This window comes from Kribbella sp. NPDC043289 (assembly GCF_056436705.1).
Map to the genome: position 1 here is coordinate 815,864 of NZ_JBWKCB010000003.1, position 25,773 is coordinate 841,636.

Annotated in this window: 25 protein-coding genes; 11 read left to right on the forward strand and 14 right to left on the reverse strand. The window is 69.3% G+C overall.

The features are described from left to right. Positions 1 to 53 precede the first annotated feature (53 nt). From AC0662_RS22245 to arfA, 3 genes are read right to left on the reverse strand one after another with little or no spacing between them, the layout of a single operon-like run. Positions 54 to 944, reverse strand: coding sequence for a glycoside hydrolase family 43 protein (locus AC0662_RS22245; protein WP_478302883.1), 891 nt, complete (start codon positions 942 to 944; stop codon positions 54 to 56). An 8-nt stretch (positions 945 to 952) separates the two neighbouring features. Next, positions 953 to 3,169: a family 43 glycosylhydrolase gene (locus AC0662_RS22250; RefSeq protein ID WP_478302885.1), complete on the reverse strand. Its 2,217-nt coding sequence runs from the start codon at positions 3,167 to 3,169 to the stop codon at positions 953 to 955. A 19-nt stretch (positions 3,170 to 3,188) separates the two neighbouring features. Next, positions 3,189 to 4,676: an arabinosylfuranosidase ArfA gene (arfA, locus tag AC0662_RS22255; RefSeq protein WP_478302887.1), complete on the reverse strand. Its 1,488-nt coding sequence runs from the start codon at positions 4,674 to 4,676 to the stop codon at positions 3,189 to 3,191. 117 nt (positions 4,677 to 4,793) lie between these two features. Between arfA and AC0662_RS22260 the strand changes: the two genes are divergently transcribed. Further along, positions 4,794 to 5,792 carry a LacI family DNA-binding transcriptional regulator gene (locus tag AC0662_RS22260; RefSeq protein WP_478302889.1) on the forward strand — a complete coding sequence of 333 codons (999 nt, stop codon included), beginning with the start codon at positions 4,794 to 4,796 and terminating at the stop codon, positions 5,790 to 5,792. Here AC0662_RS22260 and AC0662_RS22265 read toward each other — a convergent pair. Next, positions 5,789 to 6,931 (reverse strand): FAD-dependent oxidoreductase, encoded by a 1,143-nt coding sequence (locus AC0662_RS22265; RefSeq protein ID WP_478302891.1) that lies wholly within the window; start codon positions 6,929 to 6,931, stop codon positions 5,789 to 5,791. The two genes, AC0662_RS22260 and AC0662_RS22265, sit on opposite strands and share 4 nt — an antisense overlap. Positions 6,932 to 7,028: 97 nt before the next feature. Here AC0662_RS22265 and AC0662_RS22270 point away from each other — a divergent pair, with 97 nt between their 5' ends. Continuing rightward, entirely contained in the window at positions 7,029 to 7,589 is a 561-nt protein-coding gene (locus tag AC0662_RS22270; protein WP_452196402.1) for a TetR/AcrR family transcriptional regulator, read from the forward strand. On the opposite strand, the gene AC0662_RS22275 is transcribed toward AC0662_RS22270, so the two are convergent. From AC0662_RS22275 to AC0662_RS22285, 3 genes are all read right to left on the reverse strand, one after another. Further along, positions 7,556 to 8,338 carry a sugar phosphate isomerase/epimerase family protein gene (locus AC0662_RS22275; RefSeq protein ID WP_478302893.1) on the reverse strand — a complete coding sequence of 261 codons (783 nt, stop codon included), beginning with the start codon at positions 8,336 to 8,338 and terminating at the stop codon, positions 7,556 to 7,558. The two genes, AC0662_RS22270 and AC0662_RS22275, sit on opposite strands and share 34 nt — an antisense overlap. 12 nt (positions 8,339 to 8,350) lie before the next feature. Next, on the reverse strand, positions 8,351 to 10,570 hold the full coding sequence (locus tag AC0662_RS22280) for a DUF4328 domain-containing protein (protein WP_478302895.1): 2,220 nt from the start codon (positions 10,568 to 10,570) through the stop codon (positions 8,351 to 8,353). A gap of 229 nt (positions 10,571 to 10,799) precedes the next feature. Further along, positions 10,800 to 11,528, reverse strand: a complete 729-nt coding sequence (locus AC0662_RS22285) for a DUF4328 domain-containing protein (RefSeq protein WP_452196399.1) — start codon at positions 11,526 to 11,528, stop codon at positions 10,800 to 10,802. A 109-nt stretch (positions 11,529 to 11,637) separates the two neighbouring features. Between AC0662_RS22285 and AC0662_RS22290 the strand changes: the two genes are divergently transcribed. Both AC0662_RS22290 and AC0662_RS22295 read left to right on the forward strand, forming a co-directional pair. Further along, the gene (locus tag AC0662_RS22290) at positions 11,638 to 12,111 is read left to right on the forward strand and encodes a methylated-DNA--[protein]-cysteine S-methyltransferase (RefSeq protein ID WP_478302897.1); all 474 of its coding nucleotides are present in this window, start codon (positions 11,638 to 11,640) and stop codon (positions 12,109 to 12,111) included. A gap of 184 nt (positions 12,112 to 12,295) precedes the next feature. Further along, positions 12,296 to 12,598, forward strand: coding sequence for a hypothetical protein (locus tag AC0662_RS22295; RefSeq protein WP_452196397.1), 303 nt, complete (start codon positions 12,296 to 12,298; stop codon positions 12,596 to 12,598). 99 nt (positions 12,599 to 12,697) lie between these two features. On the opposite strand, the gene AC0662_RS22300 is transcribed toward AC0662_RS22295, so the two are convergent. Beyond that, positions 12,698 to 13,582, reverse strand: coding sequence for a hypothetical protein (locus AC0662_RS22300; RefSeq protein WP_452196396.1), 885 nt, complete (start codon positions 13,580 to 13,582; stop codon positions 12,698 to 12,700). Positions 13,583 to 13,865: 283 nt separating this feature from the next. Here AC0662_RS22300 and AC0662_RS22305 point away from each other — a divergent pair, with 283 nt between their 5' ends. Both AC0662_RS22305 and AC0662_RS22310 read left to right on the forward strand, forming a co-directional pair. Beyond that, complete coding sequence (locus AC0662_RS22305) at positions 13,866 to 14,408, forward strand: peptidylprolyl isomerase (protein WP_452196395.1); 543 nt, start codon at positions 13,866 to 13,868, stop codon at positions 14,406 to 14,408. 59 nt (positions 14,409 to 14,467) lie between these two features. Then, complete coding sequence (locus AC0662_RS22310) at positions 14,468 to 15,211, forward strand: rhomboid family intramembrane serine protease (protein WP_478302900.1); 744 nt, start codon at positions 14,468 to 14,470, stop codon at positions 15,209 to 15,211. A gap of 390 nt (positions 15,212 to 15,601) precedes the next feature. On the opposite strand, the gene AC0662_RS22315 is transcribed toward AC0662_RS22310, so the two are convergent. Further along, entirely contained in the window at positions 15,602 to 16,183 is a 582-nt protein-coding gene (locus tag AC0662_RS22315; RefSeq protein ID WP_478302902.1) for a TetR/AcrR family transcriptional regulator, read from the reverse strand. Between the two features lie 74 nt (positions 16,184 to 16,257). On the opposite strand from AC0662_RS22315, the gene AC0662_RS22320 reads away from it, so the two are divergent. Further along, the gene (locus AC0662_RS22320; protein WP_478302905.1) at positions 16,258 to 17,118 is read left to right on the forward strand and encodes an SDR family NAD(P)-dependent oxidoreductase; all 861 of its coding nucleotides are present in this window, start codon (positions 16,258 to 16,260) and stop codon (positions 17,116 to 17,118) included. Here the strand turns inward: AC0662_RS22320 and AC0662_RS22325 are convergent. After that, complete coding sequence (locus AC0662_RS22325) at positions 17,105 to 18,037, reverse strand: S-adenosylmethionine:tRNA ribosyltransferase-isomerase (protein ID WP_478302907.1); 933 nt, start codon at positions 18,035 to 18,037, stop codon at positions 17,105 to 17,107. The two genes, AC0662_RS22320 and AC0662_RS22325, sit on opposite strands and share 14 nt — an antisense overlap. 86 nt (positions 18,038 to 18,123) lie before the next feature. Beyond that, positions 18,124 to 18,843 (reverse strand): SDR family NAD(P)-dependent oxidoreductase, encoded by a 720-nt coding sequence (locus tag AC0662_RS22330; protein WP_478302909.1) that lies wholly within the window; start codon positions 18,841 to 18,843, stop codon positions 18,124 to 18,126. 124 nt (positions 18,844 to 18,967) lie between these two features. On the opposite strand from AC0662_RS22330, the gene AC0662_RS22335 reads away from it, so the two are divergent. Continuing rightward, entirely contained in the window at positions 18,968 to 19,213 is a 246-nt protein-coding gene (locus AC0662_RS22335; RefSeq protein ID WP_452196389.1) for a hypothetical protein, read from the forward strand. Positions 19,214 to 19,231: 18 nt separating this feature from the next. Here the strand turns inward: AC0662_RS22335 and AC0662_RS22340 are convergent, their stop codons facing one another. After that, positions 19,232 to 20,791, reverse strand: a complete 1,560-nt coding sequence (locus AC0662_RS22340; RefSeq protein ID WP_478302912.1) for an FAD-binding oxidoreductase — start codon at positions 20,789 to 20,791, stop codon at positions 19,232 to 19,234. Between the two features lie 139 nt (positions 20,792 to 20,930). Between AC0662_RS22340 and AC0662_RS22345 the strand changes: the two genes are divergently transcribed. Genes AC0662_RS22345 through AC0662_RS22355 form a run of 3 tightly spaced genes read left to right on the forward strand, consistent with a single transcriptional unit; the run spans position 20,931 to position 24,042 of the window. Then, entirely contained in the window at positions 20,931 to 21,551 is a 621-nt protein-coding gene (locus AC0662_RS22345; protein ID WP_452196387.1) for a TetR/AcrR family transcriptional regulator, read from the forward strand. Continuing rightward, positions 21,548 to 23,080: a glycerol-3-phosphate dehydrogenase/oxidase gene (locus AC0662_RS22350; RefSeq protein WP_478302914.1), complete on the forward strand. Its 1,533-nt coding sequence runs from the start codon at positions 21,548 to 21,550 to the stop codon at positions 23,078 to 23,080. The genes AC0662_RS22345 and AC0662_RS22350 overlap by 4 nt, the downstream gene beginning before the upstream one ends. Before the next feature lie 41 nt (positions 23,081 to 23,121). Beyond that, positions 23,122 to 24,042 (forward strand): DUF4328 domain-containing protein, encoded by a 921-nt coding sequence (locus AC0662_RS22355; RefSeq protein WP_452196385.1) that lies wholly within the window; start codon positions 23,122 to 23,124, stop codon positions 24,040 to 24,042. Here the strand turns inward: AC0662_RS22355 and AC0662_RS22360 are convergent. Together AC0662_RS22360 and AC0662_RS22365 are read right to left on the reverse strand one after the other, a co-directional pair. Continuing rightward, positions 24,030 to 24,785, reverse strand: coding sequence for a protein phosphatase 2C domain-containing protein (locus AC0662_RS22360; RefSeq protein ID WP_478302917.1), 756 nt, complete (start codon positions 24,783 to 24,785; stop codon positions 24,030 to 24,032). The genes AC0662_RS22355 and AC0662_RS22360 overlap by 13 nt on opposite strands. A 4-nt stretch (positions 24,786 to 24,789) precedes the next feature. After that, a complete protein-coding gene (locus AC0662_RS22365; protein WP_452196383.1) occupies positions 24,790 to 25,686 on the reverse strand; it encodes an NAD-dependent epimerase/dehydratase family protein in 897 nt (298 codons plus the stop codon). Positions 25,687 to 25,773 lie beyond the last annotated feature (87 nt).

Genomic DNA, 25,773 nt, shown 5'->3' on the forward strand with positions numbered 1-25,773 from the left:
CCCTCCCCGGTCTGGAGCTTGCACAGACCTTGATGCGGGCGGGGACGGAAAGGTTACGGCTGCAGCGGATTCTCGGTGAGCGGCGGTTGGACGACCGGGGTGTCGCCGTCCCAGGTCAGCTTCGAGAGCCACATCGTGCGGCCCTTCGGGTCGGTTCCGACGGCGTCCGGATTCCATGCGTGGTAGACGAACCAGTCACCGAGGACCATGTTGTGCCCCGGACCGGCAGCGTCGGGCGACGACTTGAGGATGGGATCGCCCGACTTCGTACACGGACCGATCGGCGAGTCGCAGACCGCGTGACCGACGGCGTACTCCGCCTTGTCGAAGGCGTTGGCCGAGTAGAAGAGGTGGAACTTGCCGTCCCGCTCGACCATGTACGGCGCCTCGACCAGGTTGCCCTCCCACGGCAGATCCTGCTTGATCAAGCGGTGCACGGGACCGGTGAGCGTGAGTCCGTCGGCGGACAGCTCGGACACGTAGATCCAGGTGTCCACACCGATCGCGTTGCCGTCGTTCTTCCAGTACAGCCAGCGCCGGCCGGTCGAGTCCTGGAACGGAGAGGCGTCGATCGAGCCGCCCTCGTCGGCCTGACTGATCAGCGGCTTCATAGATATGTCGACATATGGACCCGCGGGGGTGGACGCCACCGCGACACCGACCGCCTGCCGATCGGCGGCGGTGTCGCGGGACGTGTAGTACATGACGTACCGGTCGGCCGCGTGCACCGCGACCTCCGGCGCCCACACCCGTCCCGGGGAGGTCCAACCCGGCACCACCGGCAACGCGTCACCGACCGGCGTCCACGCCACCAGGTCACTGGACGTCAACGTCTGCACGTTGCCCAGCGGCCCATTGGTCGCGAACGCGTAGTACTCGTTGCCCACCGCAATCACTTGCGGATCGGCAAAGCTGCCGTCGTACACCGGGTTGGAGAATCCCATGGGGTTCCTTACTTGCTCTCGTAGAACTTCAGGTAGTCGAAGGTGGCGACCGGCGGTGGGTTGGCGCCGGTGAACTCACCGTGGGCGTAGAGGCCGATCTTCGCCGCGGCGGGGAGCACCCAGGATGCGCCCCAGGTCCAGTTCGTGCCGTCGACCGACGTGGCCGCGCGGTAGACGTGCTCACCGGCAGCGTTCTTGTGGTACGCGAGACGCATCCACAAGGTCGGCGCCGAGCGACCGATCGCGGCCGCGCCGTACGACGTGGCGCCGTCCGACGGCCGGGCCACGAGCTCACGCCCGTACTCCGTCTGGCGGGTCTTCCAGATCGCCACGTTGCCGAGCCGTGCGAAGTCGTTGTCGTTCAGGTACGCGATCATCCCGGCCTGCTGGTAGTTGCGGACGTCGCCCTGCCCGGTGTCGAGGTGCAGCTTGGTCTCGGCGATCCAACTGTCACCCGCCGGCGTGTTGTGCAGCAGCAGCCCGGCGTTGTTGGACGAACCGGTCATGTCCGCGTTCTCCAACGGCCACGACAACTGACCGTCGGCGACCGTCGCCTTGTCGTCCTTCCGCACCCACGACCAGTCCGCACCGAGCGCACCGTTGAAGTCGTCCCCGGCGAGCAGCTTCCCGGTCCGCGGTACGTCGGCCGGCTTGGTGACCGGCTTCGCCACCTGACGCACCGTCAGGTTGTCCACTTCGGCCGACCCGAGCCACCGCACCGGAGCCTCACCCAGCCGCAGCCCCGGTACGTCGAGTTGCGCCTCGGCGTACACGTCGCCGAGACCGGCGTCGTTCAACCGTGCGCTCACGGTCGACCCGGATACCTGGACGCTGAGCTTGTTCCACTGCGAGCGGTCGAAGTCAGCCGGCAACGCGGCCGAGGTCGTCCGCCCACCGACCGCCAGAGTCACCTTGTCCTTCGTCACCGCCGCGACGACCTGGTTGCCCAGAACGGTGGTGAAGGAGTCGCCGAGCTTGACGTCGGCCTCGACGCGGAGCGAACCACCAGGTGCCGCCTTGCGGGTCTGCGCGGACCCATTGATCGAGGCCGTCGGTCCACCGAGCGAGTCGCCAGGTCGCCGGGTGGCGCCGACCAGGCCGCTCGCCGGGTCGGTCGAGTCGATACCGGATCCCGAACCCGTCGCCGGCGCGGGCACCGGACCCTCGGACGGACCGGCACCCGCGTTGGTGCGCGGCCAGCCGTTGATCCAGTCGATCTTGTCGATCAGCATCGGCCGCCGGTTGATGCCGAACGGGTTGGTCAGCCACGGCGTACCGCGGTCGATCGCGTGGTAGACGATGTGGTCCTGACCGGCCGCGTCGGTGATGAACGCGTGGTGCCCCGGACCGATCCACTTGTTGCCGTTCTGCGTGATGACCGTCGTACCGCCGACTCGTGAGTCGGTCAGCGCGGCACCGTCGGCGTCGAGGAACGGGCCGCGAGGCGAGCGGGACCGGCCGGCGAAGACGGAGTACCCGGTGGTCGGGCCGGCGCAGCAGTTCATCGACGAGCCCATGAAGTAGTACCAGCCGTCGCGGTAGACGACGTACGAGCCCTCGTAACGGTCGCCGATCGTGACCTGCGTCGGTGTGCCGACCGCGTGCATGCCGTCGGGGGAGAGCTCGGTGACCTGGATGCCGCCGTAGAAGCCGCCGTAGTACAGGTACCGCTTGCCGTCGGCGGCGGTCAGCATCGCCGGGTCGATGGTGCCGAGGTAACCGCCGTTGCCGTCGGGCCGCGGTGCGACGACCGGCCCGCCGGTGGCGGTCCACGGACCGGCCGCCGTCGGGGCGGTCGCGACCCCGATCGCGGGATCGCCGCCGGGGTTGGCGTTCGTGTCGGTGACGGTGAAGTACATGACGTAGTGACCGTCGAAGTAGCGGATGTCCGGAGCCCAGAAGAACGAGCCCGGCGCGGCCCAGGCCGGCTTGGTCTGGTCGTTGAAGACCGTGCCGAGGTACTCCCAGGAGCTGAAGTCCTTGGTGCGGGCCATGTGCATCAGGCCGAACGGGCCGTTCGCGACGAGCGGGTCGGAGGTCGCGTACGCGTACCAGTAGCCGTCGCGGCCCTGGATGATCGACGGGTCGGCGAAGGTGTCCGCGAAGCTCGACGAGATCGCGTTGGTGGTCGTCACCGCGGGCGGTGGTGCCGCGGTGGCAGCCGTCGTACCGGCGGCCACCGCGGTGACCGTCAGGACGGCGGCGAGTAGTCGTTTCGAAGGCACGGGCGGGTCCCCTCTCGAATCAACTGCTGAGCTGGATCACATGCCACGACGCAGGGGGCAACGTGGCACGACAAACACCGTCGACGACCTCGGTGGTGTCGACGGCCCGGGGCTGAACCCGGTCCGGATCGTCCGCCGTGTTCACGGCGGAGCGGTCCTCGTCATAGAGCGCGAGATGCCGGACCACCTGTCCGGTCACCGGAATCTCCAAATCGATCTTGTCGGTCTCACTCCGGTTCACCACGAAGATCGCGGTCTCCCCGGTGTTCTCGTCGTACGTCGCCGTACTCCACAGCGCCGGTACGCGCCCGAAGGCGTTGGTGTCGATGTCCGGTCCGCCGCTGATCGCGGTCTGCAGCACCGTCGGACCGGCGTACTGCGCGGTCAGGGCGAACGGGTAGAAGATCGTCTGCCGCCAGGCGCGGCCGCCAGGCTCGGTACGGATCGGGCCGATCACGTTCACCAGTTGCGCCAGGCAAGCGATCTTCACCCGGTCGGCGTGCCGGAGCAGCGTGATCAACAGGCTGCCGACGACGACCGCGTCGTCGACGCTATAGGTGTCCTCGATCAGCGGGCTGACCTCGCGGATGCCGAGGCCGAGCTCGCCCGGGAAGTGCTGCTGGTACCAGACGTTCCACTCGTCGAAGGAGAGCGTCAGCTCCTTGTCGCTGCGCTTCAGCGCCTTCACGTGATCGGCGGTCGCGATCACCGACGAGATCATCCGGTCCATCTCCTCGGCGGCGGCCAGGAAACTCACCTGGTCGCCGTCGCGAGGTTCGTAGTACGCGTGCAGGCTGATGTGGTCGACCAGGTCGTAGGTGCGCTCGAGGACGACCCGCTCCCACTCGCCGAAGGTCGGCATCCCGGCGTTGCTGGAACCGCAGGCGACCAGTTCGAGGCCGGGCTCGACGCGGCGCATCGCGTTCGCGGTCTCCTCCGCGAGCCGGGCGTACTCCTCGGCGGTCTTGTGGCCGATCTGCCACGGGCCGTCCATCTCGTTGCCCAGGCACCAGACCTTGATGTCGTGCGGCTCCGGGCTGCCGTTGGCGACCCGGCGGTCGCCGTGCTCGGTGCCGGCCGGGAGGTTGCAGTACTCGAGCAGGTCGACCGCCTCGCGGATCCCGCGGGTGCCGAGGTTGACCGCCCAGATCGGCTGGACGCGGGCCTTGCGGGACCAGGCGACGAACTCGTCGGTGCCGAACTGGTTCGGCTCGATCGCCCGCCAGGCCAGGTCGAGGCGCCGCGGCCGCTGGTCCTTCGGGCCGACGCCGTCCTCCCAGTTGTAGTTCGAGACGAAGTTGCCGCCGGGATAGCGGATCGCGGTGACGCCGAGCTCGCGGACCAGTTCCAGCACGTCCTGCCGGAAACCGTCCGCGTCGGCGCTCGGATGACCCGGTTCGTAGATCCCGGTGTACACACACCGACCCATGTGTTCGACGAACGAACCGAACAACCGTCGGTCGAGCGCACCGACGGCGAACGCCGGGTCAACCACAAGCCGGGCCACGAGGCCTCCCCAGAGTCGTCTACAACGTTTAACGTGGATGTCTACAACGATTGACAATCGGTGTAAAGAGCTGGGCGGTGGCACACTCGGGCGACAAGCCGGGAACAGGAGGTTCGGATGGCGACCAGGCTCAGTGATGTGGCCGCGAGGGCCGGGGTATCGGTGAAGACCGTCTCGAACGTGATCAACGACTATCCACACATCACTGCGCAGACCCGCGCCAAGGTCGAGGCCGCGATCGCCGCGCTCGACTACCGGCCGAACGTCAGCGCCCGATCGCTGCGCAAGGGCCGCTCGGACTTCATCGCGCTGGCCATCCCGGAGATGGGTTCGCCGTACTTCGCCGAGCTCGGGGCGGAGATCAGCCGGGCCGCGAAACGCCGCGGGATCACCGTGCTGATCGACCAGACCGAAGGTGAGGCGGCGGCCGAACGGCTGGTACTGGAAGGGATGCGCGGGCAACTGATCGACGGCATCATCTTCTCCCCGCTCGCGACCGCTCCGGCCAAGGTGACGTCCGCCGACACCGGCAAGCCGCTGGTGCTGCTCGGCGAGCGCCCGGCCGGCGGTCAGTTCGACCGCGTCGCGGTCGACTCTGTGCAGGCGTCGTACGACGCCACCTCGCATCTGATCTCGCTCGGGCGGACCCGGATCGCGGCGATCGGTGTCGGCGGCACCAGTACCGGCGCGGTCCGCCGGAAGGGGTACCGGAAGGCACTGAAGGCGGCCGGGCTGCCGCACGACCCGGCCCTCGAACTGGCCGGCACCGGGTACCACCGGCTGGACGGCGCGGCGTCGATGCGCGAACTGCTCGCGCTGCCGAAGCCGCCTGACGCGGTGTTCTGCTTCAACGACCTCTTGGCGCTCGGCGCGCTGCGGACCCTCGCGGACGCCGGTCTGCGGGTGCCCGAGGACGTCGCGGTGGTGGGCTTCGACGACATCGAGGACGGCCGGTACCACTCACCGACGCTGACCTCGATCTCCCCGGACAAGGAGTGGCTGGCCGACAACGCGGTCGCCCTGCTCCTCGACCGCATCGCCGGCAACGGTGGAGCCAACCACCAGGACCTCACCGTCCCGTACACGTTGCAGATCCGCGAGTCGACCGTCGGCTAGCGCTCAGGGAAGCCCGCGAGTTGTTTGGCGAGGCCCTGCTGGGTCTTGCCGACCTTGCCCACCAGCGTCAGTACGGCGTTGCGCAGCGGGCGGATCGCCGGCGGGACGTTCGCCAGGCGGGTCAGGCGGTGGGCCAGCGCGATCACGCGGACCGCTTCCGCGCGGCTGTTCGTGGCGTACGTGTCGAGGCCCGACTCGTCACCGGCGATGGCGATCGACAACGCGTCCGCCAGGCTGACCGCGTCGCGGAGTCCGAGGTTCATGCCCTGACCGCCGGCCGGGCTGTGCGTGTGGGCCGCGTCGCCGGCCAGCAGCACGCGACCTGACCGGTAGGCGTCGGCGACCCGCTCGTGGATCCGGAACCGCGAACCCCAGACCACCTCGGTGATCTTCGGGTGCGCCTTCCGCGGACCCCGAGCGGCGAGCAGTTGCTGTGCGTACGCCAGGTCGGGGTGCTCCGGCGCATCGTGGACTTCGGCCACCAACCGGAAGCTCCCGTCCGGCAGCGGTGCCACCACGAGCAGGCCGGCGGAGGCGAAGTACAGGGCGACCTCGTCGACGGGTAGGCCGCTCTCGACGCGGACGTCGACCAGGCTGCAGGAGAGCTGCAGGGTGTTGCCGGGCATCCGCAGTCCGGCGAGTTCCCGGATCGTGCTGTTCATGCCGTCGGCGGCCACGACGTACTGCGCCTTGATCACGTCGCCGTTGTCCAGGGTGACCTCGGCCCCGTCCGCGAACTGGGTCAGGCCGGTCGCGGCGTACGGGCGGAGCACTGTCCCGCCGAGCTCCTCCAGCCGCTCGAGCAGGACCTGCTCGGTGACCGGTTGCGGGATCATCGTGACGAACGGGTACGCCGTCGGCAGGTCCGCGAAGCCGACCGGGATCAGCTTGCGGTCGCCGGACCGGATCGCGAAGTCCTGCAGCTCCAGCCCGAGGTCGATCAGCCGCTTGGTGACACCGAGCTGCTCCAGGACCTCCAGCGTTCGCGGGTGGATGACGCAGGCGCGAGAGGTGTTGGTGCCCTCGGCCTGCTGGTCGACCACTACGACGTCATGCCCGTGCAGTCGCAGTCCGACCGCCACTGCGAGCCCGACCGGACCCGCTCCCACCACTACGACCTGTGCGCTCCGCGGAGTCATCGTCGCTCCTCCTTCTCAGCATTTATCAACGCTTGTTGACTTTTACGCTAGGCCTGCTACTGGCAAAAGTCAACAAGTGTTGGCATATGCTGTGCGTATGGCGGAGAAGAAGTCCGACCGGACCCGGGCGGCGATCCTGGCGGCGGCCCGGGAGCGGTTCGGCGCGGACGGGTACGAGCGGGCCACGATCCGCGCGATCGCGGCCGACGCGGCGATCGACCCGGCGATGGTGATGCGGTACTACGGCAGCAAGGAGAAGCTCTTCGCGGCGGCGGCCGAGTTCGACGTACGACTGCCGGATCTGAGCGACGTACCGCGGGAGCAGGCCGGCGAGGTGCTCGTACGGCATCTCGTCGAGCGCTGGGAGGAGGACGACACACTCCGGGTGCTGCTACGGACGGCGGTCACGAACGAGACCGCCGCCGAGCGCATGCGAGAGGTGTTCGTCGGGCAGCTCACGCCGGTGTTCCAGCGGGCAGCCGTCGACCAGCCCGCGGTACGGGCGGGACTGATCGCGACGCAGGCGCTCGGATTCGCGCTGTGCCGTTACATCCTGGAGTTCGCGCCGATCGCGACCCTGACCACGGACGAGGCCGTCGCGTGGCTGGGTCCGACGATCACGCGCTACTTGACGGCGCCGTCGCCCAGCCAGGTGTGAACGGCGGGCAGCGTCTCCGCGAGTGACGGCAGCTGCGGGTGCCACTTGAGCTCCCACTCGAGCGAGAGCGGGTAGTCCGTGCCGTCGAGGACCTTCAGCAGATCCTGGATCGGGAAGTCGCCGGCGTCGATCGCGACCGGACGGTAGTCCTGCTGCGAGTCCGCCTGCTTGAACTGCACGACCTCGAGCCAGGGCCGCAGCAGCGCGAACGACTCGGCCAGTGTCTCGCCGTGCGACCAGGTGTGCGAGCTGTCCCAGAGCGCCTTCACGTTGTGCCCCGGTACGTCGGTGTCGAGCACCGCGCAGAACGCCGCGACCTGACGAGCCGTCGAGTGCGAGTCGTGCGTCTCCAGCAGGATCGGTACGTCGCGCGGCGCCGACGTCACGCGGTCGAGCGCGCGAATCTCACCGGCGCTCGGGCCTTCCGTCGTACCGTCATCGGGGTCGTCGCCCGGGAAGACGCGGACACCGAGGGCGCCCAGGTCGTTCGCCAGTTCGAGGTGCGCCTCGAGCGGCTGCTCCTCGACCGCGCACAACTTCACGTAGCTGCTGATCGCGAAGATCTGCAGGCCGGCGTCCTCGATCCGGGTCCGCAGCTCCCGCCGCTCGGCCGCGCTCAGACCCGTGTGGGTGAACTCGTCCGGCGCGGTCCGCAGTTCCAGACCGGTGAAGTTGTTGCCCTGAGCAAGTGCCAGGACGTCGTCGAGTGGTGCTCCCGGACAACCGAGGGTGGCGAAACCTAAACGCATGAGGCCAATCTGTCAGACCCAGCGGCCACGCCGCGGAGTGGTCCGCGGAGCGGTCTGCTCGTCGTCGTCGGTGGGCTGCTGCTGCTCGTACGAGTACGGCGTCTGCTGCTGGTAGTCGGTCTGGTCCGGCTCCTGCGAGTACTGCGAGCCGTACGACTCCGACGCGTAGTTCGGGTTGTAGGTCTCGTAGGACTGCTGGCCGCCGCCGTACTGCGAGCTGCCGTTGTTGCCGCCGTTGTTGTACGTGTTGTCGTACTCGGAGCTGTAGTTCGAGTAGTCCGAGTTGTACTCCGACGTGTACGACGCCTCGTAGCCGTTGTAGTCCGAACCACCGGACTGCTGACCCGGCTCGGGCCCGTACGACGGGATCGGCGGCAGCGGCTTCGACGGCGTCAGGAAGTCGTCCTGCTCCTGGTGGCTCGGCGCCGGCGCGGGCTCGTAGTACCCGGAGGAGGCCGACGGGTACGACGGCTGGGTGTGCTCGGACCGGCCGTAGACGCTGTGGTCCGGGTACGCCGACTGCGTCGGTTCGTTCGAGTGCGACGTGTACGTCGAGTGGTCCTCGACCGCCGGCTGGATCGCCGACGGGCTGTCGACCGCGACCCGAGCCGCCCGGCGACCGGCGCGCGCAACAGGCGCGGGCTCAGGCTCGGGTGCGGTCTGCGCCTCCGCGGGGGAGGACGTTGAGGTGAGGTAGTCCGATTCGTAGGAGTACGGCTCGGAGTACTGCGCCGCCCAGTGCTCCTCGGCCGGCTGCTGCGGCTGCTGCTGGGGCTCGTACTGCTGCGGCTGGTAAGGCTGCGACTGGTACGGCTGCTGCTGATACGGCTGGCGCTGCTCGGGCTGGGGCTGGTGCGCGTACGGGTCGGGCTGCTGCACGACCGTCATCGGCGCGACCTCGTCGAGCCAGCTGCCCGTCGTCGTCGCCCCGAGCGCGTCCTCGCTCCGGTAGTCGTCCCAGCTCTGCCGCGGCGCCTCGTACGTCGTCTCCGCGGCCGGCTTCTCGTCCCGCCAGGACTCGATCGGGCTGAACTGCTCGGTCGCCGGGCCACTCTCGTCGTCCCGCCAGCCGTCCACGACCGGGGCGAACGGGCTCCACTTCGCGCCCTCGTCGACCGCCGGGTCACCGGCGAACGCGGCCGGCGCGGCGGCGCCGTCACCCGGGAAGTCCTGCGCGGCCGGAGCCGGCGCGAACGGGCTCGCGGCCGGAGCCTGCGGTGCGGGCTGCTGCGGCGCCGACTGCTGCGGGCCGGCCTGCTGCGGGCCGGCCTGCTGCGGGCCGGCCTGCTGCGGCGCCGGTGCGTACGGAGCCGGGGCCTGGGCGGCCGGGGCGAACGGGTTGTTGCCCGCCGGCGCCTGCGGCGCACCGGCCATCTGCAGCTGCGGCTCGCGGACCAGACCCAGCGAGGGCGCGGTCGCGATCGGCTCGGCGATCGCCGGCTGCTCGTCGGTGTCGTCGTTCGCGTACGACGGCACGCCGCCGGTCTCGTACGACGGGACGGCGCTCAGCTTCGGCGCCTGGTCCCACCAGGGCACCCACGTGCGGGTGGTCTGCATGTGGTTGATCTTGCGGATCACGAGCGTCGCGCCCACCGCGGAGACCGCGGTCAGCAGCAGGGACGCCGTACCCGCCAGGGCGATGCCGCGCAGCGAGCCGACGGTGGCTTCCATCCACATCAGGAACCGGCGGACCACCACGTCGAACGCGAGAGCGCCGATCCAGGCGACCCACCACACGGACGTGAGGGAGGGAGTCCTGAACCGGCGCAGGTCGTCGGTGTAGACGGGGGTCTTCGGATCGCTGGCGAGCCAGACGTCGTCGACGATCTGTTTCGGGTACCAGAGGTTCGGACCCGGCACGAACCAGCTGGCGAGTACCCAGCCATGGCTGCGACGATGGTCGGCCTGACAGAAGACCTCGGAGTTGACCCGGACCCGCCAGAGCCACACAACGAAGACGACCGCGGCGGCGACCGAGACGATCACGTTCGGAATCGCGGTGACCTTGGCGATCGCGTCGGCGCGGTTCAGGTCCGCGTCGTCGACGTTCGGCATGCCGCCGAGATAGCGGTGCACCACGGAGTACGTGTTCCAGTCGGACCAGGTGGAGAGCAGATGCGTCACTGTCGACGCGCCCAGCAGTCCGATGGCGATCTTGCCGACCGTCCCGATCTGCTGGAACTCCTCAGCCGCGTGCGGCTGCCATGCTTCCTCGTCCTCGACAGGGGTCATCGTTGGCTGCGGGTGGCTCACGTCTCGCGTCCCTCGCGTTGCTGGAACTCCGTCGTCTGTCCGGCGCTTCGGACCGGCCCTGCCCCCGCGTGACCGAGCCACATTGATACCACGAAGTAGGTATGCCAGGGCAGTCGGCCCCAATGCGGAGGGTGTCGACTTAACGTGTTCTTTTCGTACGCCCATCACCAGTGGTAACGAGGCATTGGACGGCGCGTGACGGTTTGGTTTACAACGCAGGAGGTTGGAAGCCGCTGTGCGGTGTCCCGACCGCCCACCAGGGCACCCATTCACGCTGGGTCTGGAGCTCGTCGATCCGCTGGATCAGGATCACCGCGAGCACCGCCGCGCCAGTGGTGGACAGCGCCGAGACGGAGGACAGTATGACGTTCGTGCGCAGATCTCCGAGCTGCGACGCGCCGGCGAGAACACCTCTTTGCACGATGTTCCCGGACACCAGTCCGGTCACCCAGGTCAGCCACCAGGCCCAGACCAATTGGGTGCCGGGGACAACCTTCAGGTTCGGCGTCAGCGGATCGGTGCGCGGATCGCTGGCCGCGACGATGTCGTCGACGACCTGCTTCGGGTACCAGAGGTTCACCACCGGGACGAGCCAGCAGCCCAGCACCCAGCCGCGGGTGAACCGGTGCTCGCCGCGGCAGAACATCTCCGCGTTCCACCGGACCCGCCACAGCCAGATGATGAACACCGCCGCGGCACCGAGCAGCGCGAGCGCCGAGACGATACCGAGCGATCCGGAGATCAGGTCCGCTTCGTCCAGCCGGGCGGCGGCGTCAGCGCCGTACACCTTGAGGGTGCGGTAGGAGAACCAGTCGGACCATGCGGTGGCCCACGCGGTGACCGTGACCAGCCCGATCAGGATCGACGCCGCGACGCCCATTGCCCGCTCGGAACTGAACCACCGGTCCAGCGGTACCTGTGACGCCCGGCTCGGCATGGATCAGACATAGCACAACACGGCGTGACCGGGCGAGGACAACACGTCGCCATCGGTCCATGGCGCAATTCCGCGAGAAACTGTCGGTGCCCTGCGCAAGGATGGCGATATGCGCTGGTCCGTGATCGATTCGCCGATCGGCGACCTCACGCTCGCGGTCGACGAGACCGGGCTCTGCCGGCTGCACTTCGGCGGCACCGACAGACCGCTCGACCCCGACCCGCTGCTCACCGAGGCCGCCGACCAGCTGAAGGCGTACTTCGCCGGTGAGCTCCAGGAGTTCACGCTGCCGCTGTCCGTCCGCGGCGGCTCCGAGTTCGAGCGCGCGGTCTGGACCCAGCTCACCAAGATCCCGTACGGCGAGATGCAGACGTACGGCGACGTCGCGAAGATCGTCGGCGACATCGGCGCGGCCCGCGCGGTCGGGACGGCCTGCAACCGGAACCCGATCGCGATCGTGATGCCCTGCCACCGGGTGGTCGGCGCCGGCGGCAAAATGGTCGGCTTCGGTGGTGGCATCCCGACCAAGCGGCACCTGCTCGAGCTCGAGGCCCGGGTGACGCTCGAGACGCTCTGGACCTGACGGACCCAGACCTGACCGGCTCGGCCCGACAGACCTGACGAAGATCTGACACTCGAACGCGGTCTATCGGGGCGCGCTGATCTGGCCGGGGCACTAACGTTTGAAGCGAGTGATTCAGTGTGGTTCGCAAACCCACCCCACCACCCGATCAGGCGTCCTCCCACCTGCCTTGGAAGACAACTAAATGAACAAAGACCGCACCACTGACCACCACCACCCTGATCTCAGCGCGCTGATGGACAAGAGCGCCGAGGACTGGTCGGCCCCCGAGATCCAGGACGCCGCGCGCGCGGCGCTCCGGATGCACGCCCCGGACCGGGAGCCAATGACCTGGATCCGGCGGTTCAAGGTCGTTCCCTGGCTGCACCGCAACGACGCGGTCTGCCTGAGCTGCGGCGGCACCTACCCGTGCATCACGCACCGGTACGCCACCCAACTGCTGTCCGCCGGTCGCTACACGATCGCGAAGGAACCGCAGGTCAACTGACGTCGCTCGCGCAAGGCGACGTGCGAACAGACGAAGGTCCCGGACCCTGCAGGGTCCGGGACCTTCGCCGTTGCGGTGGTGTCAGCCGTTGCGGTGGTATCAGGAGTCGCTGGGCCGGCTGTCGCCGGAACCCGTCGACTTCCTGGTGGTGGCCTTCTTCGCGGTGCCGTTCGACGCGGCGTTCACCTCGTCGGCCTTGGCCTCGGCGCTCTCCGCCTTCGGGGCCTCAGCCTTCGGAGCGTCGGCCTTGGGCGCGGCGGGCTTCGCACCGTCACCCTTGGCGGCGTCCGCCTTCGGAGCGTCCGGCTTGGCGTCGCTCTTGCCGTTCGCGGACGTGGCCGACGACGATCCGGACGACGCCGAGGTGGCCGCACCGGATGTGGTGTCGGTCGGGCGGGACGTCGTACCGGCCGGGGCGGAGCTGTAGTCGCGGCCGCTGGTCGGGGTGGACTGCCAGGCCGGCTCCGGCGGGGTCAGCAGCTTCTTCACCGCTGCCGCGGCCAGTGCGCCGAGACCCAGGAACAGGGCCACGTTGCGGAGCTTGTGGCTCTTCTTCTTCGGCACGTCGATCTCACCCTTGAGCGCGGCCTTGGTGGCCTTGCCCCGGCGGCTGGTCTCCTCGACGACCGGCTCGGCGGCGGCCGCGAGGGTCACCAGCGCGGCGGTCACCTTCGGCAGGACGTCGTCGTTCAGCCGGCCGCGCGCCTTCTCGGCGGCCTGCTCGGTGGCCGGGCCGACCCTGGCGAGCGCGTCGTCGAGCACCGGTCCGGCCTTCTCGACCGCCTGGTGCGCGAGGTGCGCGCCCCGCTCGACAGCCTTCTCCGCGTACGGCGACACCTTCTCCCGTGCGGTGCCCACGGCCGGACCGAGGTGATCACGAACCTGGCCGACGGCCGGTCCGAGCTTCTCGCTCGCCGACTCGGCGAGCGGCCGGACCCGGTCCTTGGCGGTCTCGACCCTGCCCTTGGACTTCCTCAAACCCACGGTTCCCTCCTCGATGCCGCCTGCCCCGGCAGGCAGCTCTCCCGCCCATCGGCGTCATGGGCTCGTTCTGGTTACGACTCTGGACAAATCCGGCTTCATCTGCATCGTACGACGTCGCGAGCCATTCACCTGGTGCCCCCACCCGGCCTTTTCCACACATCTGCCCACCGCCGCGCCGTACAGAGGGGCACAGAGCGACCACGGGGTGGGTTGTTGCTCATTTTCTTGGAGTGGCATGACAGGATCGAGGCGTACCTGTAGTAACCGACTAGGAGTGACTCCCGTGGCCGAAGAGCTGTACGCAACCCTGCAGACGAGCAAGGGCGACGTCGTCATCAGGTTGTTCCCCAACCAGGCGCCGAAGACGGTGAGCAACTTCGTCGGTCTGGCCGAGGGCACGAAGGAGTGGACCGACCCGGAGACCGGCCAGCAGGTCACCCGGCCGTTCTACGACGGCCTCGGCTTCCACCGGGTCATCGACGGGTTCATGATCCAGGGCGGCTGCCCGCTCGGCACCGGCACCGGCACGCCGGGGTACCAGTTCGACGACGAGATCCACCCGGAGCTCCAGTTCGACCGTCCGTACCTGCTCGCGATGGCGAACGCCGGCATCCAGTACGGCCGCGGCACCAACGGGTCGCAGTTCTTCGTCACCGTGGTCCCGACGTCGCACCTGAACCGCAAGCACACGATCTTCGGTGAGGTCGTCGACGACGAGTCGAAGAAGGTCGTGGACGCGATCGCGACCGCGCCGACCGCTCCTGGCGACCGGCCGCTCGAGCCGATCGTCATCAACAAGGTCGTCGTCGAGCGCAAGAACGCCTGAATTGACCTGCGGGGCCGGCACGCCACCGGCCCCGGGTTCCCAGAGAGGGACACACCCGCGTGACCGAGACCGTCTGCTACCGGCACCCGGATCGGCCCGCCGGGGTGCGCTGCCAGCGCTGCGACCGGCCGATCTGCCCGTCGTGCATGAACAGCGCTTCCGTCGGCTTCCAGTGCCCGAACTGCTTCAACGAGGGCGTTCGCTCGGTCCCCAAGAAGCGGACCTCACTCGGCGGACTGCAGCGCGGCAACCCGCAGCTCGTGACGTCGACGCTGCTGGCCCTCAACGTGCTCGTCTTCATCCTCGTGCACCTCGGTAGCCCACAGATCCTCAACGACCTGGTGATGGTGCCGGCGCTCGTGGACACCGAGCCGTGGCGACTGGTCACCTCGACGTTCACGCACTGGCAGATCTTCCACATCTTCTCGAACCTGTTCATGCTCTGGCAGCTCGGTCCGCCGCTGGAGCAGATGCTCGGCCGGGTCCGGTTCCTGATCCTGTACCTGCTGTCCGCGATCGGCGGCAGCATCGCGGTCTGGATCCTTTCCGCGCCCGGCGGCGCGACCCTCGGCGCGTCCGGCGCGGTCCTCGGCCTGGTCGGCGCCCTGCTGGTGATCAGCCGGGCCCGCGGCTTGGACATCACCTGGATCCTGATGTACGTCGCCGTCACCGCGGTCCTGTCCTTCGCCATCCCGAACGTCTCGTGGGAAGGCCACCTCGGCGGCTTCGTCGTCGGCGCGGCGGTCGCCTGGATCTTCCTCCAACTCTCCAAACACAAACGCCGCAACAAACAAGCGGCCTAGGCCGTATTCGGCGGCTCCGCGCCGTAGCGAGCAGGTGCTCGGTGCGGTGCATCGGTGCGCGGGGGCGAAGGTCTCGATGCGGAGCATCGTGGCCTTTGCACCCGTGCAGCGAGGTGCCGTGCCGAGTGCCGCGCAGTAGGCGCGGAGCCGCCGGATGCGGCCTATGCCACAAGTTACCTTCAGTTGAATTAATGACGGTGACAAGTGGGTGTCGACGCTTGTCTAATCAGGTGACGTCCCGACGGGGGACCACACTTGGTAAGGACATCGTCATGAGCCCACGCGCAGTGGACAAACGGGCCCGGCCCGGCAACGAGCGCCATCCGGCCAAATCACCCACACCGGAAACTCCCAGCGCAGTCACCGTCCTCGAGGCCGCCGAGCACACCGTCAATCGGATCTCGCAGCCGAAGCCGGCGGCCAAGGCTTCCTGAGTTCGGCGAAGCCACGGGCGATCAGCGCCGCGCGGTCGCCGCCGTTGCGCAACCATTCCTGCGCAGCAGCATCCAGTACGGCGCCGGCCGCCGCGGTCAGGAGATCCGCGCCGAACGCGTCCAGCGTGGAACCAGGCCGGGCGAGCAGCGCCGCGCTGATCAGCCGGCGGAGTTCGTCGCGCTTGTCCACCATCCGCGCCCGTAGCGCGGGAGCGGACTCCACGAGTTCGACCACCCGGCCGGACGTGTAGATCTGGTCCTGCCAGGCGGTCAGCACCGTCTGCAGGCAGGCCCAGTCGTCGCCCTCGGCGAGCTCGAGCTCGCGCGCGATGCGCTCCGCGACGTCGTCGGCGCCGTGGAACACCACGTCGTCCTTCGTCCCGAAGTACCGGAAGAAGCTCCGTTTCGACATCCCGGCCGCTGCCGCGATGTCGTCCACCGTCGTCGCGTCGTACCCGCGCTCGAGGAACAGCTCGATGGACAGCGCCGACAGCTGCGCCCGGACCGCGTCGCGGGTCCGGGCCCGAAGTCCTGTCACGACCCCGAGTGTACTTAACTACTCCTGTTGCCTATTCTGTCACCGAGTGACAGTTTCGACATCAGGAGGCATTGGTGCACGGAAAGACGGCGCTGATCACCGGGAGCACCGGCGGAATCGGCTGGGAGACCGCGCGCGGGCTCGCTGCCCGCGGCGCGCACGTGATCCTGGTCGGCCGGGACCCCGAGCGCGCGACAGCCGCGGCCGAGCGGGTCCAGCAACAGACCTCGGGTACGGCGGAAGCGATCGCCGCCGACCTCACCCGCCAGGACGGCGTCCACGCGCTCGCCGAGATCGTTGCCCAGCGCCACCAGTCGCTGCACGTCCTGGTGAACAACTTCGGCTACGCGCCACCCGCGCGTCAGCTCACGTCCGACGGTGTCGAGCTGACGTTCGCCGCGAACGTGCTCACGCCGTACCTGCTCACCCGGCTGTTACTGCCGCAGCTCACGGCCGGCGCGGGGCGGGTCGTCAACCTCACCGGCGGCCTGCCGAACGGTCCGCTCGACGTCACGAATCTGCAGGCAGAGCGGCGATTCCTCGGCTGGACCTTCAGCCAGTACAACCACTGCAAGACCGCGTTGATGGCGATGAGCTACGAGTTCGCACGCACCACGGACGGCATCACCGTGAACGTCGCCTACCCGGGCCACGCGTCGACGCCGGGGAATCGCGCGATGCCGATGCGCGCGTTCCCGTGGGCCTACCGCCCAGTCGTGCCGGCGCTACGAGTCGTCGGCCCGGTGCTGTTGAAGGACATCGCGAAGGCCGCTCGATCAAGCATCCACCTGGCCTCGAGCCCTCAGGTGGAAGGCGTCACCGCGAAGTACTTCGACACGAACGCCGCCGAGACCACCTGGCCGGACAGCGTTCTCGACGCACGCAATCGTGCGGCCGTATGGGAGCTCTGCAACCAGATGGTCACCGCAGCATGAGGCAGGCGTCGCCGAACTCGTGCCAGAGGTAGTGCTCTTGTACGGCGGCGTCGTACACGTGCTGCACCTGTTCGGCGCCGACGACTGACTCGAGGAGCATGAGATGTGACGCCTCGGGGGCATGCCAGCCGGTGATGAGGCCGTCGACGATCTGCGGCTGCCTGTCGGGGCCGAGGACGAGATCGGTCCAGCCGTGGGCCGGCGTGACGGTGCCGTCTGCTCCGATCGGTGACTCGATGGCCCGGACCGCGGTGGTACCCACCGCGATCACCCGGCCGCCGTTGGCCTTCACCCAGTTCACGAGGCGGGCCGTGTGCGCGGGTACGTCGTACCGCTCGGGTGTGGGTGGTTCGTGACTCTCCTGCGAGGAGACGCCGCAGTGCAGGAGGATCGGTGCGATCAGGACGCCTTGTGACGCCAGATGGCTGACAAGCTCGAAACTGAACGGCCGTGCCGCACTGGGCACCTCGGCGCTGCCCGGCTCCCGCGCGAACACGGTCTGGTACGACGCGAGCGGCCACTGCTTGCCAACGTAGTTGTAGGTGATCGGCCGCCCGTTCCGCTGCAGGTAACCGAGCACGTCGGCCACCGGCGGCTTCGCGATCCACAGGCGGTTCGACTCCGCCTGGTACGGCGCCAGTAGCGTCAGCGCACCCTCCGGGAGTTCCACCCGGTCACCAACGGCGCCGTCGAACATCGGACCGCCGTCACGACGCAGCTCCACGACCCACGTGCCGTCGTCGAGCGGTGTGGAGAAGTGCACGGTGAGCGATGAGCCGTCGACGGCCGCGGGCAGGGTGCCGGACGTGTTGACCAGCAACAGGTCGCCGGGGCGCAGGTGCTCACCGATCCGGTCGAAGCGGGTGTGCGTGACGGTCGACCCCTCCGCGACCAGCAGCTTCACCTGGTCCCGCGACAAGCCGCGAGCCTCCGGTGGTTCATGAGCGTTCAGTGAGTCCGGCAGGTCGAACCTGGTGTGCGGGTGCCCAGTGTGTGGATTTACTGTCACGTCGTCACCGCCGACGCGAACTCAGCTGCTCGGTACCTACCGCTGTCCGGCCGGCTGTCGAGCAACTGCAGGAACGCCGGTACGACGGTCGCGGGCTCCGGCCGGTCCGAGATGTCCTCACCGGGGAAGGCGGCCTGGTGCATCGCGGTCCGCAGATCACCCGGGTCGACGGCGTACACGGCCAGTGCAGGATGCTCAGCTGCCAGGACTCGGGTCGCGTGGTCCAGTGCGGCCTTGGCGGACCCATATCCGCCCCACGTCTCGTAGGCCTCGACTGCAGCGTCGGAGCTGATGTTGATCAGCACACCGGAGGCTGCGGTCAGTGCGGGAAGCAGCGCCCGGGTCAATGCGATCGGCGCGAGTACGTCGACCTCGTAAACCCGGCGCAGCTCGTCGAGGTCCGCGGCTGCGAGCGCTTGCAGCGGACTCGGTCCGAGATAGCTGGCGTTGTTGATCAGCAGGTCGAGCCGGCCGAGCTCGGTGATCGCGTCCACCAGGTCACCCCGATGCTCCGGATCAGTCACGTCCCCGGCCAGCGGTACGACGTCGGTTCGGTCGGCCAGCGCGTCGGCCGCGTCTTTGAGCGCCTCGGCGCCACGAGCGTCGATCACCAGCGCCCAGCCACGATCGGCCAGCCCGTGCGCCAACGCCAGGCCGAGCCCGGCCGACGCACCGGTGATCAGCGCAACAGGACGATCAGACAGTTCAGGACTCATGCGGCAACCGTCGTACCTCAAGCAAGCTTGAAGTCAAGCGTTGCCATCAGCATCGAACTTGCACACGCTGACCCCGCCGCGTGCCTACGCTGCGAGTTCCGACGACAACACCGGGGAGAAGGACATGGCGGAGGGCAGGAACGTCCACGAGAGCGGCGACGACGGCCGCTCCCGTTTCGACGAGAAGCAGTTCCAGGCCGGGCTGGGTGGCACGCAGAGCGACCCGAACGGCACCAAGATCAAGAGCGGGTGGCTTGCGGACCCCGACCAGGCGCTGGGCAAGGGCGCTGACCAAGGGAAGGGCGAGAAGAAGCAGACGGGCCGCCGGATCGGCGACGCCCTGGGTGGGAAAGGCAAAGAGCGCGGCTGAGCCGGCGGGAGGCAGCCGTTAGCTCTGGGGTAGCAGGATGCCTGGGTTCAGGACTGTGTCGGGGTCGAGTGTGTGTTTGACCGCTTGAAGGGCTTCGAGCGCCAGCGGGCCGATCTCGGCTTCGTAGGCGTCGCGGTGGTCGGTGCCGACGCCGTGGTGGTGGGAGATCGTGCCGCCGGCGGCGGCGATCGCCTGGTTGGCCGCCGCCTTCGCTGAGCGCCATTGCGCGACCGGATCGTCGGCCTGGGCGCAGATCACGGTGAAGTAGAGCGAGGCACCGGTCTCGTACACGTGGGAGATGTGGCAGAGCACCAGCGGCGGTGTCGCGCTCAGCGCACCGACGAGCGCCTCGGTGACGGCGGCCTTGAGCGCCGGAATGCGCGACCAGAACGCCGCTGTCTCAAGGGTCTCCACCAGCGCGCCCTCGTCGAGCAGCGGATCACGCAGATACGGCGCGCGGTACCGGCCGACTCGCCACGTCTCGCCCGGACCTTCGCCGAGGTTCTCGCCGCCCGCCGCCGTCAGGACGTCGGCGGTCGCCTGGTTGTACGGACCGTCGAAGCCGATGATCGCGAGCACCCCGCCGGACCCGCCGCCGAGCACATCCGGGTCGGCCAGGTTCACCGCGGTCTCGGCCTCGTCCGACAGCCGGAGCACGGTCGGCAACGGCCCGTCCTGCGCGAGCCGCCGGACGGCGGTCAGCCCGGCGTCGAAGGAACCGAACCGCCAGCCCTCGAAATGCCGCTCGACCGGTCGCGGTCGGATGCGTACGACGACCGACGTGATGATCCCGAACGCACCCTCGGACCCGAGCACGAGCTGGCGCAGGTCGGGACCGGCCGCGGACATCGGAGCCCGACCGAGCTCGACCGTGCCGCGCGGGGTCGCGAGCGTCAGCCCGACCACCATCTGGTCGAACCGGCCGTATCCGGCGGACGACTGGCCGCTCGACCGCGCGGCGGCGTACCCGCCGATGGACGCGCCCTCGTAGGACTGCGGGAAGTGTCCGAGGGTGTAGCCGCGCTCGGCGAGCAGCGCCTCGGCGGCCGTTCCGCGGACGCCGGCCTGCAGCGTGGCCGTGCGGGAGATCTCGTCGAGCTCGAGGAGGCGGTCGAGCCGGCGCAGGTCGACGGTGACGAAGCACCGCCCGGGGGCGAGGCCGCCGACGACGGAGGTGCCTCCGGAGTACGGGACCACCGCGAGCCCGGCGGCGGCGCATCCGGCGAGCAGAGTGGCGACCTCGTCGTGGGACGCCGGGTAGACGACGGCGTCCGGCATGTCGGAGGTGTCGCCGGCGCGGTCCCGGAGCAGGTCGGTGGTCGAATAGCCGCGGGTGTGCGCCCAGCGCGAGTCGAGGTCGGTCGCCACGTGGTCGGTCCCGACGATGCCGGTCAGGAAGGTCAATTGCTCAGCCGTGAGCCCGGGGCGGTCCGCCGGAGCGACGGTTCCGCCGGCGGGGCGACGTACCCCCAGGTGCTTGAGGGCGTCGACGGCCGCGGACGGGAGCTCGACCGGGTGCGCCGGGTCACCCCAGCGGCCGGGCGTGAGTTGCACCACCGGGAGGTCGGATTCCGTCATCGCTGACTCCCTTTCGGCGGTTCCGCGAGGTAGCGTCCAGGGGAGGTGGAACCCCCTGGCTCCCACCTCCCCTGGACAGTTCCAGGATGCCGATGCACAGTTCCGGGAAACCGAAGGCGCTGATACACTTTGGCATGTGATGTCTCAGCGTAGCAGCGACTCGGATCAAGAGACCAGCTCCCGTCCCGCGCCCGCGAATGCGATCGGCGAGGAGCGGATCCTGGACGCGGCCTACGAGCTGCTGCTCGCGATCGGGATGCGCCGGATGACGATGGCCGATATCGCCCGGCACGCCGAGGTCTCGCGCGCGACCCTGTACCGGCGCTGGCCGAACGTGCAGGCCGTGGTCGCGGCGCTGATGACCCGGGAGTGGACGATCGCGCTGGTGTCGGCCTTCCAGCCGGACGCCGCCGACGGCCGGGCCCGGCTGGTCGAGGGCGTCGTCGAGGTGGTCGCGAAGACCCGGGTGCACCCGTTGATGCGGAAGATCATCGAGCTCGACCCCGAGTTCCTCACGCCGTACCTGCTGGAGCGCCGCGGCAGCAGCACTGTCGCGCACCTGGCGCTGCTCGAGGAGGGCATCCGGCAGGGACAGGCCGACGACTCGATCCGCGAGGGCGATCCGGTCTGGCTGGCGCGGCAGGTCATCCTGATCGCGCTCGCGTCGGCGGTGTCCGGGCCGGTGATGGCCGAGAAGGACGAGTACCCGAAGCTCGACGAGGAGCTGCGCGTGATGGTCGATCGGTACCTCCGGCCATGATCAGCCTCGGGAACGCCAGCCTGAACGCGGCCCGGCGTTCCCGTGAGCTCGCGTCGCTGACCGAGGTCGACGTGCTCGTGATCGGCGGTGGGGTGACCGGCGCCGGCGTCGCTCTGGACGCGGCCGCGCGCGGTCTGTCCGTTGCCCTGGTGGAGAAGACCGACCTCGCGTTCGGGACCAGCCGGTGGAGCTCGAAGCTCGTGCACGGCGGCCTGCGGTACATCGCCTCCGGGCACCTCGGGATCGCCTACGAGAGCGCGGTCGAGCGCGGCATCCTGATGAAGACGACCGCGCCGCACCTGGTGCACCCGATCCCGCAGATCGCGCCGTGGTTGCCACAGGCAAGTTTCGCGCAGGCGGCGATGCTGCGGTCGGCGTTCCTCGGTGGCGACATCCTCCGCACCTTCGCCCGGACCAGCGACGACTACCTGCCGCACTCCCGCCGCGTGAGTTCGGCCGAGCTGCTCCGCTACGCGCCGACGCTGCGCCCGGAGGGACTGCGCGGCGGCTTCCTGACCTGGGACGGACAGTTGTACGACGACGCGCGCCTGGTCGTCGCGATCGCCCGGACCGCGGCGCAGTACGGCGCCCGCATCCTGACCCGGGTCGCGGCGACCGACGTCACCGGCCGTGGGGCCGTGCTGGTCGACCAGTTGACCGGCGACCGGATCCCGGTGGACGCGCGGATCGTGATCAACGCGGCCGGGATCTGGGCCGATCAGGTTGCCTCCGGCATCAAGCTCCGGCCGAGCCGCGGCACCCACCTGGTGCTCCCGCAGTCCGTCTTCGGCGGCCTCTCCGCGATCCTCACCGTGCCGGTCCCGGGCGAGCTGCGCCGCGTCGTGATGGCGATCCCGGCTCCCGACGACCGGGTGTACGTCGGCCTCACCGACGAGGAGGCGCCGGGCCCGGTGAGCGACGTATCGCACGCGACCGACGCGGAGATCGACTTCCTGCTGAACACGATCAGCGCGGCCGTCCAGCAGCCCGTGACCCGCGCGGACCTCCTCGGGACGTACGCCGGACTGCGCCCGCTGCTCGACACCGGTCATCACAAGGGTGAGGACAAGACGGCCGACATCTCCCGGCGGCACGCGGTGGTCACCAGCCCGGACGGCGTGGTGACGATCGTCGGCGGCAAGCTCACCACGTACCGCCGGATGGCGCAGGACGCCCTCGACACGGCGCTCGCGCAGTCGAGTCTCGACGTACGACGCCCCTGCGAGACGCACCGCATCCCGCTCGTCGGCGCGGCGGACCGGGTCCGGTTGGCAGCGGTGAAGGCGCCGGCGCGGTTCGTGCAGCGGTACGGCGTCGAGGCGCCGCAGGTGATCGCCGGTCCGCCGGAGTTGCAGGACCCGATCGCGCCGGGGCTGCGGACGACGTACGCCGAGCTGCGGTTCGCCGTCCGGCACGAAGGGGCGCTGACCGAGGACGACGTACTGGATCGGCGGACGCGGATCGGGCTGTCGGCGGCCGATCGGGAGCTGGCCGCGCCCGCGGTGCGGGAGACGTTCGCCGCAGTCTGAATCCGGCCGTGGGCTAACTTTGGCTGCGGGGAGGTGGAAGGGTGACGCAGCCGTATCCGTGGCCGTATCAGGGATCAGGTCCGTTCCAGCCGCTGTCGCATCAGCCGCTGCCGCGCTACCGGCCGCTACGCAAGGTGGCGATCGTGAGCATCGTGCTGATGGGGCTGACCTGCGTGGCGGCGGTGATCCAGTCGGTGCTGCTCTGGCGCTCGTACGACGAAGTGAAGCGCTTCGTGTACGGACTGCTCTCCGAGGACGAACTCGACCGCGGCATCGAGTCGGTCTCCGGCTCCGGCCCGCTGCTGGACCTGGTCAGCTACCTGCTGATGGGCACCGGGATCGCGTTCCTGATCTGGCTCTGGCAGGCCCGCGAGAACCTCGACTTCCTGCACTCACCCGCTGCGCCGCGACCGGTGGACCCGATGCGTGGTCTACAGCGGCGGTCGAACGGCTGGGTCGTCGGAGCCTGGTTCTGCCCGGTCGTGCAGTTCTGGTACCCGCTCCAGATCGTCGAGGACGTCGCCCGGGCCAGCGAGCCGCCGGAGCAGCCCGGAGTGGCCCGGACCGGTCGGATGCGCACCCTGTTGTACGGGTGGTGGTCGGCGTGGATCGGCTTCTGGGTGATCGTCGTCGGCGGTGGGTCGCTCGCGGTGATCGGCTTCATCATCTGGTTCGTCCGCCTGATCCAGGTGACCGACAACACGGACAGGCCGTACGCCGACCTCTACGACATGCAGGACTTCATGGTCCGGGTCGCACTGGGTGTCGACATCGGGTTCACGGTCGCGACCGTACTGCTGATCGTGTCCGCGGTCGGGGCGTCGCTGATGATGCTGCAGGTCAGCGACTGGCAGCACACGCGCGCTACGCCGAGGCCGGTCCAGGACGTCGTACGGCCGCTGGAGCCTCCGCAGTACGCGCCGCGGTACCCGGGACAGGGCTTCCCGACTTACGGACGCTGAAGCAGTACGACGCTCGCATCGTCGTACTGCTTGCCGCCGCCGGTGAACGTGGCGTCGTGGGCTCGGACTCGGTCGATCAGCTCGCGTGGACCTGCCGTGGTGAGGACGTCGAGCAGGTCGTCCCACGAGTGCCCGTAGCGCTCGGTGTAGCGCGAAGCGCCGTCGCTGAGGAGCGCGATCGCGTCGACGTCGTCGAGGTCCGTCGTCCCGGTCACCGACTCGTACGCCGCTTTGGGCTCGGTGCTCGCCACCCAGAAGCCGCCGGGCTGATTGCGCGACCGGCGGACGAACTCGAGGTTTCGCTCGGGAAGGAGGTCGATGCGGTCGTCGCTGTGGACGGTGATCCGGCCGTCGGGTGATCGCATCACGATGGGTGAGTCGGCCAGGACCAGGTGCTCCACGTGGTCCGGGTGGAGGCGCACCATCGTGACTGTGGATGAGGGACTGTCGGGGTTGGTGACGTCGCAGGTGTCGGCGTGCGAGGCGCGGACCGCGGTGATCGCGTCGGCGAGCAGGTCGGTGAGCGGGGCGGACGAGCGGGTGAGCAGCGGGGTCGCGAGCTGAGTCGCCAACTGCATGACCAGCCAGGCGACCGTGTGCCGGCAACCGGAGTCGACGTGGACCCGCGGAGCGCTGGCTCCGTCGAGCAAAAGGGCGAAATCGGGGCCGGTCAGCACCAGGTCCTCGTTCACCGCAGGGGGTCGCCGGTCCGGCGCGGCCTGACAGATCGAGCGGATCTCCACGGACCTAGTCTCTCGAAGGCGTGGCCCAACTGTCCGCGAGGGACTGGTCGAGGGCGATCTTGGGCGACCAGCCGAGGTGCTTGCCGATCAGTGTGATGTCGGCCTGCTGCCACGGCGCGCCGAGCGCGGTCTCCTGCACGGCGTCGTCCACCACCGTCGCCGGCTGACTGCTCAGCTCGAACAGCTGCCCGGCGACATCCCGCGCCAGCGTCGCGCGGCCGGTCCCGATGTTCAGCACCGGCGGCACCACGGCGTCCGCGAGCGCGACCGCGAGGACCGCCTCGGCCACGTCCCGGACGTCGACGAAGTCGCGCCACACGTCCAGGGACCCGACCTCGATCAGCTGCCGCGACCGCAGGTCCCGGATCACCCGGCCGGTCAACGTACTCTCCGGAGCTCCCGGCCCGATCACGTCGAAGATCCGCAGTACGACGGCATCCGCGCCGGCCCGCTGCGCCCGGAGGACGAGCTCGGAGCCGGCCAGTTTGCTGAGTCCGTACGGACCGATCGGCCGGGGCGGGGCCGCCTCGTCGAGGCTGGTGCCGTGCGGCGCGCCGCCGTACTCCGCCGCGGACCCGAGGTGCACGAACCGGGCGTGGTTCGCGTGGTCGCGGACCGAGGCGAGCAGCGCCTCGACAGCGATCACGTTCGCCCGGACCAGCTCGGCCGGCTCACCGAGCGTGGCGCCGACCGCGTTGATGATCACGGTGGGTTTGTACATCCCGATCTGGGTGTCCAGCGCGTACGGATGCATCGCGGTCAGGTCGCAGCGCCGGTACGGCTCGCTGCGGGTCCGGCTCAGGCCGCGGTACTCGATCCCGCGGTCGGCGAGCAGCGCGCAGATCCTGGCGCCGAGGAAACCTCCCGCGCCGAACACCATCACCCTCTCGGTTCCGGTCACTCCTCCATCGTGGGGGCCGTAGTTGTCGGTCGCCCTACCGTTCTCCGGCGGCACCATCACAACTGTTTGTCGGCCTGGGATGGCAAG